12 protein-coding genes are annotated in these 11582 nt (G+C 46.4%); 6 read left to right on the forward strand and 6 right to left on the reverse strand.

The genetic code is table 11. The annotated features are described in order from the left end of the window. Together QZ918_RS19490 and clpS are read left to right on the forward strand one after the other, a co-directional pair. The coding region (locus QZ918_RS19490; RefSeq protein ID WP_293337793.1) for an RNA-guided endonuclease TnpB family protein at nucleotides 1-786 on the forward strand (786 nt) is incomplete at its 5' end. A 33-nt stretch (nucleotides 787-819) separates the two neighbouring features. Continuing rightward, entirely contained in the window at nucleotides 820-1101 is a 282-nt protein-coding gene (gene clpS / locus QZ918_RS19495; RefSeq protein WP_193976163.1) for an ATP-dependent Clp protease adapter ClpS, read from the forward strand. A gap of 253 nt (nucleotides 1102-1354) precedes the next feature. Here the strand turns inward: clpS and rbp are convergent, their stop codons facing one another. From rbp to QZ918_RS19510, 3 genes are all read right to left on the reverse strand, one after another. Next, a complete protein-coding gene (gene rbp / locus QZ918_RS19500) occupies nucleotides 1355-1690 on the reverse strand; it encodes an RNA-binding regulator (RefSeq protein ID WP_293185195.1) in 336 nt (111 codons plus the stop codon). 631 nt (nucleotides 1691-2321) lie between these two features. Continuing rightward, a complete protein-coding gene (locus QZ918_RS19505) occupies nucleotides 2322-3599 on the reverse strand; it encodes a Sll1247 family protein (protein ID WP_293337795.1) in 1278 nt (425 codons plus the stop codon). Between the two features lie 205 nt (nucleotides 3600-3804). Next, nucleotides 3805-3942: a hypothetical protein gene (locus tag QZ918_RS19510; protein ID WP_293337797.1), complete on the reverse strand. Its 138-nt coding sequence runs from the start codon at nucleotides 3940-3942 to the stop codon at nucleotides 3805-3807. 297 nt (nucleotides 3943-4239) lie between these two features. Between QZ918_RS19510 and QZ918_RS19515 the strand changes: the two genes are divergently transcribed. Together QZ918_RS19515 and QZ918_RS19520 are read left to right on the forward strand one after the other, a co-directional pair. Next, nucleotides 4240-5622 (forward strand): UDP-N-acetylmuramoyl-tripeptide--D-alanyl-D-alanine ligase, encoded by a 1383-nt coding sequence (locus QZ918_RS19515; RefSeq protein WP_293337855.1) that lies wholly within the window; start codon nucleotides 4240-4242, stop codon nucleotides 5620-5622. Between the two features lie 135 nt (nucleotides 5623-5757). Further along, the gene (locus tag QZ918_RS19520) at nucleotides 5758-6387 is read left to right on the forward strand and encodes a Uma2 family endonuclease (RefSeq protein ID WP_293337799.1); all 630 of its coding nucleotides are present in this window, start codon (nucleotides 5758-5760) and stop codon (nucleotides 6385-6387) included. On the opposite strand, the gene QZ918_RS19525 is transcribed toward QZ918_RS19520, so the two are convergent. From QZ918_RS19525 to fusA, 3 genes are all read right to left on the reverse strand, one after another. After that, on the reverse strand, nucleotides 6380-6589 hold the full coding sequence (locus tag QZ918_RS19525) for a hypothetical protein (protein ID WP_293337801.1): 210 nt from the start codon (nucleotides 6587-6589) through the stop codon (nucleotides 6380-6382). The genes QZ918_RS19520 and QZ918_RS19525 overlap by 8 nt on opposite strands. Nucleotides 6590-6861: 272 nt before the next feature. After that, on the reverse strand, nucleotides 6862-7506 hold the full coding sequence (locus QZ918_RS19530) for a Uma2 family endonuclease (RefSeq protein ID WP_293337803.1): 645 nt from the start codon (nucleotides 7504-7506) through the stop codon (nucleotides 6862-6864). A 344-nt stretch (nucleotides 7507-7850) separates the two neighbouring features. Then, complete coding sequence (fusA, locus tag QZ918_RS19535; protein WP_293337805.1) at nucleotides 7851-9935, reverse strand: elongation factor G; 2085 nt, start codon at nucleotides 9933-9935, stop codon at nucleotides 7851-7853. A 525-nt stretch (nucleotides 9936-10460) separates the two neighbouring features. Here fusA and QZ918_RS19540 point away from each other — a divergent pair. After that, the gene (locus QZ918_RS19540; protein WP_293337807.1) at nucleotides 10461-10985 is read left to right on the forward strand and encodes an RNA-guided endonuclease InsQ/TnpB family protein; all 525 of its coding nucleotides are present in this window, start codon (nucleotides 10461-10463) and stop codon (nucleotides 10983-10985) included. Continuing rightward, on the forward strand, nucleotides 10942-11538 hold the full coding sequence (locus tag QZ918_RS19545; protein ID WP_293337809.1) for an RNA-guided endonuclease InsQ/TnpB family protein: 597 nt from the start codon (nucleotides 10942-10944) through the stop codon (nucleotides 11536-11538). The genes QZ918_RS19540 and QZ918_RS19545 overlap by 44 nt, the downstream gene beginning before the upstream one ends. The last annotated feature ends 44 nt before the right edge of the window (nucleotides 11539-11582 follow it).

Here is an 11582-nt window from a genome sequence, read left to right on the forward strand (position 1 = left end):
TCGTCAGGTAAATATTTTGCTTCCTTGCTATTTGATGATGGTAAACCAGAAGCTGAATCTTCAAGTGAGGGCAAAGCGGTAGGGATTGATTTAGGATTGACTCACTTTGCCATCACCTCCGACGGCTCCAAGTTTGACAACCCACGGAGCTTAAAGGCGCGCTCGAAAAACTTGAAGCGCAAACAACAAAAGCTATCACGTAAAGTCAAAGGCTCAAATACTAGAAAGAAGGCGAAACGCATTGTGGCGAGAGTCCACGAGCGGATTGCTAATACCCGAAAAGACTTCCTGCACAAGCTCTCCCGTAAACTGGTGAACAAAAACCAAGTCATCGTGACGGAAAACTTAGCGGTGAAAAACATGGTGAAAAATCACAACCTAGCTAAAGCAATCAGTGATGCTAGTTGGGCAGAATTCACCAGAATGTTGAAATATAAAGCAGGGTTTGATGGAAAGGTCTATATTGAAGTAGACCGTTTTTTCCCATCTTCTAAGACCTGCTGGGTCTGTCTCAATCGAGTTGGGAGCTTGCCTTTAGATATTCGCTCATGGCAGTGTGAAAGCTGCGGAACAAAGCATGACCGAGATGTGAATGCGGCGCTCAATATCCGAAATGAAGGACTCCGCATTTTAGCGTTGGGAACCAGCGCTACTGCCAGTGGAGGGAAGGTAAGTCCCAAGGGTGGAAGGCGTAAGTCATCCGTCTCTAAGGTTCTCCCCGTCGAAGCTGGAAGCCCTACCCTCAACGACCCCAGAGCGCAGCTCGAAGGAAGTAGGGTGGGGTAGTTCACCATCCTACAAGTAAGGAGGTATAGATTAGTGTCTGTCGAAATTATTCAAAAGCCTTCTACAGTCCGCAAGCTTGCGCCGCGCTACCGCGTGCTGCTGCACAATGACGATTTCAATCCAATGGAATACGTGGTGCAGACTTTGATGGCGACTGTACCCAGTCTGACTCAGCCACAGGCTGTGAATGTGATGATGGAAGCCCACACCAATGGGCTGGGACTGGTGATTGTTTGCGCTCTCGAACACGCTGAGTTTTATGCTGAAACGCTCAACAATCACGGATTGAGCAGCAGCATCGAACCTGATGATTAGAAAACTAGAGGCACCTGAAAGTCTTGACCCACCGAGTTTTTAACTCATCTTGAATAGCCTCGTACCAAAAAGCCAAGGGACTAACCTTGGCTTTTTGGCATATTTAATGCGGTCGATCGCGAGACTGGAAGAGTAAAGGTTGGGAGCAACCGGGCCGGAAATTATTCGGACGGTGGTTCAAAGCTAGGTGGCCTCGATCCCCAATTTCAGATCTCCCATCTCAAATCTCGATCGTCGGAAATTAATTAGGAAATTAATAACGTCCGCCGCCGCCGCCGCCACCGCCGCGACCAAATTTGCCTGGGCCGCCGCCGCCCCGGTTGCCGCCGCCCCGGCCGCCTTCATCTTCACGGGGCTTAGCTTTGTTAACTTTGAGATCGCGACCCATCCACTCTGCTCCGTCGAGAGCAGCAATCGCTGCATCTTCTTCGGCATCTGTTGACATTTCTACAAAACCAAAGCCGCGCGGGCGACTGGTTTCTCTGTCGGTAGGTAGATGTACTCGCTTAACGGTTCCGTATTCGGCGAAGACGGTGGTGATGTCTTCTTGGGTAACTTGGTAGGATAAGTTACCGACGTATATCGACATGAGGAATAACTCCAAAAATTAGACAGTGCAAAGATTTCAGTTTCGGAGAGTCCCCTGCCGATACAGAAGGGCAAGTTTTTAAACAATTCTGTAGCAATGAACAAAGCCTGCAACCGAATCTGATACACTTGGGATTTTAGCACAGAATGCCGTCTTTTGAGTAGCTTTCGGCACTTAATTAAGTCGTTTTAACACTCCTCGACTATCAGGTACGAGGATTCTTGGGCCCAATCGTGCCTCTACCAACAATGTCAGTTTTGGTCTTACAGTTTCATGTAAGCGTCCAACTACACCTTTTACAGCAAGCACTCTTACGGACTACTCCCCAAGCGTAAATTCGCGTGTGTCCCACGCTAGTTGATTTTTATTTGCTCTTACCGTGTGGATTTGGTTTTTACCATTGACGGTTAAAGATTTTGAGATCCCGGAGTAGGACGTTCAACCTGTTTCCTCACGTTCTCACGGTCAGCAACCTGCGAATACTATAGCAGAAAGCCGTCGAGCGAAGGACGGGGTTTTAAACCCAAATTTCTGATAATTCCATGTCAAACTTTTATGGTATTCAGAAACCGGATTTTGAGCTGTGATGTTTTGCCAAACTCGAACCCGAGAAAGTTGTGGGACTGGCCGGCTACCGCAGGAAAGATACGTCTAGATTCCCAAAATTGGTACTCAAAGCGAGATTCAGGTTTTCCAAGGCTTTGACTAACCACACCACGCCTTCTCGGGTAGAAAATTCGTAGTGACCGAACAAAATTGCCAACCGCTTTTCTAGATAGGGCTTGACTTTGCCACAAATTAGCACGATCTTCAGCAGCAAACCAGTGGTTTGGGTGGGCCCGAGGTTGGAGATCAGGTCGATGAAGACAAAGTGATTGGGCCGCGCAGGACTCTCTACTACTAAAAAGTTCAATAACTGGCTGCAAGTTCTGATCGTTAAAAATTCGTTGAACTTCTGAGCATCGTTGTGAGGAAAGGTATTTTGTAGTTGCTTGTACAGTTTTTCGTTAAATTGACGTTTGCCATAGCCATCGTCGGTAACGGAAGAAATTAGGTATTCGTATAAGTCGTCTTTAAAGGATTTGTAGGACACACTTGTGCTGGTGTTCGCCATGAAGCGGTGGGCTAGCTGTCGGTAGGTATCGGCTCCTTCTACTTTTCCGACAAATTGCTTGAGGGCAAAGAACAGTTCTGGGTCGCTCAACAGCGTCGGGTTTTTGATAGTCTGTATATTTCTGCCGAAGGAGATTGAGGTATGCCGGCGCGCTACCTCGGCTTTTCTCACTTGATGAGCAACGTATTGTGAGAGGTCGATTTCAAATTGCTGCTGGTTTTGAGCTTGGATTTTTTGAATAATTTTTTGCTGTTCGTAGGTGCTGTCGTCGCTCAGGAGGCAGTGTTTGTAGAGGTAAGGATATCGGGGAATTAAGGTTCCGAGGGCTAGGGTGGTGGGAGTTTTGCCGTTGCTGTCTTCATTGCTGTGGGTGATGACTTTGGCTAAGCGTTTGAGGGTGAGGTATTGTTCGCTTTCGGTAAATTGATTGACTAATTGGGGGATGGAGTGAGTAGGGCGCGATCGACTATATCGAGATAATATCTTGGGGGCTTCTTCAAACAGAGCGATCAATTCCGGGATAGCTGCTTGCTTGCCGGGGTATGTTTGCCAGCGGTTGATCAGGATGTGGCAGCAACGGTTGAGGATGTATTTGAATTCTTGTTCGGCGTAGGGTGAGGCTGCTATTTTTTCGAGTGCTTCAGCGATGGCGCGATCGCGATATCCGTTACCGTAGATAAACAAAGTGCGAAAACGGTCGATTAGTTCGATCGGCTGCTCTACTTTTACCAACTCCAGCCAGTGGTTGTAAAGTAGCTGTTCTTCTTCCTGGCTCTGTCTGTTATAGTCGTTCACTGTGGATTAACCCTCCAAGGATTGGGCAGGAGCTTCAAGCGCCATTGGCAAATATAAATTGGCAGATGAAGCACCTAAATTGAGTCAACCGAGCTTCTCGCCTTCGGAGACTTGCGGGTAGAAGCGGTCAGTAGATGAAGCCGATCGATCTTTTTTACTTAGTTAAACGATTTCTCAACACCAGCATGACATGAATTGTTGGCAATTAGCAAGGCCTAAAATCACCACAAACTTTGTAAATTATTCGTAAAGATTGTCGGTGTGTTCCAGATAATTTATTACCCGAAAGAATTGGTTGAAATCCGGAAACCCGATCGGGAGAAATTAAAATCAGACTATTCATTACTCTAATCCTCGATCTTGATGGTAGAGTTCGCTTTTCACGACCAACTGTCAACTGTCAAGGGGTCAACTGTCAACTGTTGAAGAGTGTCAAGGTAAATCCTATGCGACAGCCCCCTTTTATACGATTGACGATTTGCGATTGGCGATTTGCGATGGGAATGACTGAGAACTCCCAGAGTTGAGATTGCGGGCAAAGCAGTTGCATTCTTTTTTGAACTGTTGTCAGTTAAATGTGAGGTGGAGCGAGGTAGGATTAGCTGTGAAAATAATGATTTGAAATGTGAGTGCTGCTAATATGGTCTGTCGCGTAAGTATCGCCCAACTTGCTGAAATTTTAACTGTACCTTTGCCTGCTGTGTCTGAGGACGTTCTGACAGTTGTAGGGACAGGTATTGCTACAGATACGCGCACCATTGAGGGCGGCGAAGTATTTTTAGCGCTGCGGGGAGAAAATTTTGACGGGCATCAGTTTGTGACAAAAGCCCGGGATTTGGGAGCGATTGCTGCGGTAGTCGATCGCACTTACCAAGATGAAGTTCCCGATTTTCCGCTGTTGCGCGTTGACGATACTTTAAAAGCTTATCAGGCGATCGCCCGTTGGTGGCGCGACCAATTCAGTATACCGATAATTGGTGTTACTGGTTCAGTAGGTAAAACTACTGCCAAAGAATTAATTGCAGCGGTTTTGTCAACGCAGGGAAATGTTCTTAAAACTCAATATAACTACAACAATGAAATTGGAGTTCCGAAAACTCTGTTGGAGCTTTCGCCCTCACACAATTATGCTGTAATTGAAATGGGAATGCGCGGGCTAGGAGAAATTGCGCTGCTATCACAAATTGCGCGTCCTACTGTAGCGGTAATTACCAATGTAGGAACGGCACATATCGGACGATTGGGTTCGGAAGATGCGATCGCCCAAGCTAAGTGCGAACTGCTAGCCGAAATGCCTGCTGAAAGTATTGCTATTCTCAATCATGATTCTGACAGATTAATGGCAACTGCGCCGCAAGTTTGGCAGGGAAAAACTTTAAGTTACGGATTAGAAGGCGGCGATTTGTGCGGGGAATTGCTGAATAATGATACAATGCTTGTAGAAGGTGTGGAATTGCCGCTGCCCTTGGCTGGAAGGCACAATGCTGTAAATTATTTGGCGGCTTTGGCGGTAGCAAAAGTTTTAGGGATTAAGTGGGAAGTTTTACAGCAAGGTTTGTCCGTGCAGTTACCGGATGGACGGGCGCGCCGCTACGATTTGCCTTCTGATGTTGTGATTCTCGATGAGACTTACAATGCTGGTTTGGAGTCGATGTTGGCGGCGCTGAGATTGTTAGCGGATACTCCGGGAAAGCGCCGGATTGCGGTGTTGGGCACGATGAAGGAATTGGGCGAAAGGGCGATCGAATTTCACCGACAAGTGGGAAAGGCGGCGCGGGATTTAAACCTCGATGCTTTGTTTGTGTTTGCGGATTTTGAGGAAGCGGCGGCGATGGCGGCGGGTGCGGCGGGCGTGCCTTTTGTGGAGATAGGAGACATTACGGCGCCCGATGGGCGAGAAGTTTTAGCAAAGCGGTTGTTGGGATTTGTTGAAAAGGGCGATCGTATTTTATTTAAAGCTTCTCATTCCGTGGAATTAAATCGAGTTGTCCAGAAGTTTCGCGCCGATTTTGCAGGCGAATAACTTGCAATTTTGTTCGTAGTGAGGACTTCAGTCCTCTCTCATCGGATGCGGACTGAAGTCCTCACTACGAACCTATTTTTTAGATGATATGATGTACTTTAAAAGTGCCTGCGAACTCTTCACCAAAGTAGCCCCATGATTGCTAAAACTCTCAGTCCGCCCGAACAAATAGTCGAGTTATCAAATATCAGTTGGCAAACTTACGAGACGTTGCTTTCCGAAATTGGCGATCGGCCAATTAGACTGACATACAATCGTGGCAATTTAAAAATTATGGTGCCTTCAGCAGAACATGAAGTTTACAAAAGAGTAATGGGTCGATTTGTTGAAACATTAGCAGAAGAATTAGATGTGAGAATTGAACCTCTGGGTTCTACGACATTCAAACGTCCCGAACTTATTGGTGCCGAACCAGATGATTGTTTTTACATCCAGAATGCTAGTGCAATTAAAGGCAAAAAACGACTCGATATGAGTCAAGATCCACCACCAGATTTAGTGCTGGAAATTGATATTACCAGCAGATCCGACAGTACCTTGCAGGTTTATGCCGATCTGGGAGTGCCGGAAGTGTGGATTTACAATGGTTCGCGGCTCAGAATTAACAGATTGGAAGAGCGAGGGTATGTGGAATGCGATCGCAGTTTGGCATTTCCGAGTGTAGCTGTTTTAGAAATTGTCAGTTTTCTGGAACAATCGGAAACAATGGATTATTTGGAATTAGTTAAAGCATTTCGGAATTGGGTAAAAAGCCAAATTAGTTAAAATCAATAGTCCTGGTTATTTTAATCCTGGATGCAGAGGCGATCGCGATCGCGTGTTCTTTCGTCTGTCCGTAAAAATTCATGGTATCGTGGGGGCGATCGCTCAGAGATGATGATATCTGACACAGATACTGCCCGTTTGATTGAGCGCCAACGTCGATCGCAATTGTTCCAGTAGTGCGATCGGGATTTATTTGAGTCATGTCAACCTCGCTATTTCATGAAATAAAGTTGCTAAATTGTATCCGGGTCAATATTTAATTCTCGCAGTTTTCCGGCCAGGCGATCGGTACGTTGCATCTCTATCAAAATTGAGAAGGAGGAGAACATTAGGGATACGGTTTAAGATATGCAAGGGCGAAATTAAGGTAAATTTCAGGCGATCGTCCGAGTCATCCATCCGCGTCAGTCAGCGTTCATCTGCGGTTGCTAAAAACAGCGTCAAACGCAGCCATCCCCAGCGTGAATCGCCCGTTCACTCTCCTGACTGAATTTGAGTCCTCACCCACTCCCGGAATAACCGCAGTAAAGCATTTTCCTTGGTAGTCCTCCTCAATTCCAAAAAGCGCAGCATCTCAACTTGCGACAAAAAAGGAAAAGTCGGAGAAACATCTCTTTCTACATATTCCTGTGCTTCCAGTTGATAAATTATTAAACGATTTCCGTCGTAGCGCCAAACTTCCGGCACCCCTAAACTTGCGTATAAAGAAAGGCGATCGATCGAACTGCTAGTAATGTCAATTTCCACAACTAAATCTGGGGGCGGATCTTGATTGAGATCGATTTGTTCTTTGTCCCAAACCACATTCTCATTTTGGATATAGTAGCACTGATCCGGTTCCAAACCGCGAGCCAAATCCTCGCGCCGACAAGTTAGAGAACCCAAACTGCAAATTTCGATATTTAATTCTTCTGTGACACTTTCCACAAAACGACCTAAAATTTTCTTACTACCTTCATGGGGTGCTAAAGGAGTCATAATTTCTAATGTTCCTCGATCGTAAGTCAGGCGAATTCCTCCCTGTTCCCCTAACTCATTCAGCAGGGATTCATAAGTTTTCCAGCTAATATTTTTTAGCAGAATACCGCTAGTTTGATTCGGGATCAGGGTGGCTGTCATGGCTACCTACCTGGGTTGTAGATTATTCATTGTATCTTAGCAAATATGATGCTTGACTTATTTCATAAATCTGCGATCGCCCTTACGATAGGGCAGATTCATATCAAATCCGCTCTCGATAAGTAAGGTTCGTAGTGCGGACTTCAGTCCGCAGCAGAAAGCGGACTGAAGTCCGCACTACAAACAGATTTTTTGAAGAGTCCTGGATGCACCAATATTAAAAAAACCGGGTTTTTTACCTAATCTCGTCGCTGTGGCGAAGGATGTTCGTGAAAAAACCCGGTTTCTGGATACTTGTTCGTAAAGTACGATCGCACTATTCGATCGCACTTACATTCAATACACTACTTAGCAGCTTGACGCTCTTTCGCATCCTTGATCACTTCCTCAGCGATATTGCTCGGACAAGGAGCATAGTGCGAGAAAGACATGGAAAACTGGCCGCGCCCAGAAGTCATGGTACGCAAATCGCCAATGTAGCCAAACATTTCGCTCAACGGCACATCTGCCTTGATCCGCGCGCCTGTTTGTCCGGTTTCCTGAGATTTCATCATCCCCCGGCGGCGGTTGAGGTCGCCGATGACATCGCCCATGTGATCGTCTGGGGTGAAGACATCGACATTCATGATCGGTTCCAGCAACTGAGGCCCAGCCTTGGGTACAGATTGGCGGTAGGCGGCTTTAGCTGCAATTTCAAAAGCCATTGCTGAAGAGTCAACTGGGTGGAAACCTCCATCCAGCAGGGTGAATTTCAAGTCCAAGCAGGGGAATCCAGCCAAGACGCCCACATCGATGCAGCTTTGGAAGCCTTTTTGCACGGCTGGCCAATACTCTCTGGGGACGCTACCGCCGGTTACTTTTGACTCGAACACGAAGCCACTTCCGACTTCACCAGGCTCGACGATATAGCCAATTTTCGCAAATTGACCCGAACCACCAGATTGTTTCTTGTGGGTGTAGTTGTCTTCGAGGCGCTTGGTGATTGACTCGCGGTAGGCTACTTGAGGTTCGCCAACTTCTACCTCGACGCCGTGGGTGCGTCGCAGAATGTCCACTTTGATGTCGAGGTGCAGTTCGCCCATGCCCTTGAGGATGGTTTCGCCACTTTCTTCGTCTGTCACCATGTGGAAAGATGGGTCTTCTTGTACCATCTTGGTCAGCGCGGCGCCCATTTTTTCTTCGCCTCCTTTCAGTTTCGGTTTGACCGAAATGGAGATGACTGGTTCTGGGAACACCATCGGCTCTAGGGTTGCGGGATTTTTGGGGTCGCAGATGGTATGTCCGGTGCGGACGTTTTTCATACCTACGATCGCAATAATATCGCCTGCTTGAGCTGAGTCAATTTCTTCGCGGGAGTTGGCGTGCATTTCTACCAAACGGCTGATGCGCTCGGTTTTACCTGTGGCGGTGTTGAGTACGGTGTCGCCTTTCGATATCCTACCGGAGTACAAGCGCGTGAAGGTTAAAGCTCCGAAGCGATCGTCCATAATCTTAAATGCTAGGGCGCGCAGGGGTCTTTCTGGATCGACGATCGCGAAATTACCTGTTTCCTCGCCTTCGAGATCCACCTCAGGCTGAGGCGTAACTTCCATCGGGTTCGGAAGGTAGTCAACGACTGCATCAAGTACCAACTGGACGCCCTTATTCTTAAACGACGAGCCACAGTAGGTGGGGAAAAATGCCATGTCGCGGGTGCCTTTGCGGATGCACCGTTTCAAATCTTCGATACTCGGCTCGTTGCCTTCGAGGTACTGTTCCATCAGGTTATCATCCTGCTCGACAGCCAGTTCAATCAACTGTTCGCGGTATTTCTCAACATCATCGACCATATCGGCCGGAACATCCTGAATTGTGTAGCCCATCGGATCGCCCGAATCATCCCAGATCCATGCTTTGCGGGTGAGTAAATCGACCATGCCACAAAATTTGTCTTCAATACCGATCGGCAAAACCATTACCATTGGTTTAGCTGCGAGGATTTTATCGACTTGCTGGACAACTCGGTAAAAATCTGCGCCCGTGCGATCGAGCTTATTGATATAGACGATACGAGCAACTTTAGAATCGTTAGCGTAGCGCCAGTTAGTTTCCGATTGCGGTTCAACTCCACCGGAACCGCAGAACACACCGATACCGCCATCGAGAACCTTCAGAGAGCGGTAAACCTCGATCGTAAAATCGACGTGTCCGGGAGTATCGATGATGTTGAGCTGATGCTCGTTCCAGAAGCAGGTAGTAGCAGCGGATTGAATCGTAATCCCGCGCTCTTGCTCCTGTTCCATGAAGTCAGTCGTCGCCGCGCCTTCGTGTACTTCACCGATTTTGTGGATTTTACCCGTCAGTTTCAGGATTCTTTCAGTTGTGGTGGTCTTGCCAGCATCTACGTGGGCGAAGATGCCGATATTTCGATAACGAGTGAGATCTTTCATAATTACTGTTGAGAATTAAATGCGACGAACCGTCGGCGACCACCTGCAAGCGTAACAAGCGAGGAATCAATGTTGCCTTAGCGGCCAGTACAGGCTAGATTTCCTTTCCCCTGTTTCTGGCTTAACTATCTTAATTTTGACACTTCCCCGTCATTCCTGCGAAGGATTTTTAGTTCGATCGGTACGGGAATCCTTACAATCCATAAAAATAACCCTGATCAAGGTAAAGATTATCTCACAAAATAGGTTGGGTTGGGAGCATCTGGGTTTTGCATTTGTAGTGCGAGCGTCCACGAAGAGCGTGCTTTATAAAGCACGCGAGCTATACGAGCTCGCACTGAAAGAAAAAATGCTTTTTGCAAAAATGAGATACTCCCGTTAGGTTGAGGCACTCATTGAACAAATAGAGCTAGTACCTAGGTAGCGAATAAATAGACAAAATGGTACACTTGTAGACAAATCTACGATGTACCATTAGAAGATGTGACAGAATTAAACAAAGAAATCGAGTGTTGAGGTCGAACAATGCTTTTGTCCATCAAAACAAAGTTAAAGCTGAATAGGGGTCAAGCAACGGTGATGAGTAAGCACGCAGGAATAGCTAGGTTTACTTATAATTGGGGATTGGCTGCTTGGAGTAATCTTTATAAAGATGGATTAAAGCCAAACAAATACCTGCTTAAGAAATTCTTCAACAATCATGTCAAACCTGAGTTTACATGGATTAAAGAGACGGGAATCTGCCAAAAGATAACTCAATATGCTTTTGACAATCTTGGAGATGCGTTCTCCTTATTTTTCGCAAAGAAAAGTGGATATCCCAGATTTAAAAAGAAAGGGTATCACGACTCTTTTACTATTGACGCTGGTGGCAAGCCGATTCCTGTGGGCGGTACATCCATCAAGCTGCCGACAATCGGCTGGGTAAAAACTCACGAAGGACTACCTCACACAACTTGTAAATCAATCACCATTTCACGCGCTGCCGACAGTTGGTTTATCGCTTTTGCTTACGAGCTCTCGTCACGAACCAACGGTCAAAAGTCATGACATTATAGGAGTTGATTTGGGAGTAAAAGAGTTTGCTACACTGTCAAATGGTGTAGTATTTCCGAACCCAAAGCACTATAAAGCGCATCTGGCAAAACTCAAGAGATTATCAAGAGGTCTTGCGAGAAAGGTCAAAGGTTCTGGAAATAGATACACAGCTAAAGTCCAGTTAGCGAAACATCATGCAAAGATAGCAAACCTCAGGAAAAACACTCTGCACCAAATCACTACTTACTTATGCAAAAACCACGCAACAATAGTAGTAGAAGATTTGAATGTCGGTGGGATGCTAAAAAATCACAAACTAGCACAGGTAATAGCTGATTGTGGATTCCATGAATTCAAACGTCAGCTAGAATACAAAGCCAAAAAGTTTGGTTGTGAGATAATCGTTGCTAATCGCTGGTTTCCATCAAGCAAAACCTGTTCAAGTTGTGGACACATCCAAGATATGCCACTAAAAGAAAGAACTTACAACTGTGGAAGTTGCGGTCATTCGATGGACAGGGATTTAAATGCAGCGATTAATTTATCACGGTTGGCTAAACCGTGAAAGCTTACCGAGGGATAGCCGCTCCCATGCTCCCGATGAAGTAA

It is taken from the genome of Microcoleus sp. CAWBG58, assembly GCF_020883045.1.
In the GTDB taxonomy this organism is placed as follows: domain Bacteria; phylum Cyanobacteriota; class Cyanobacteriia; order Cyanobacteriales; family Microcoleaceae; genus Microcoleus.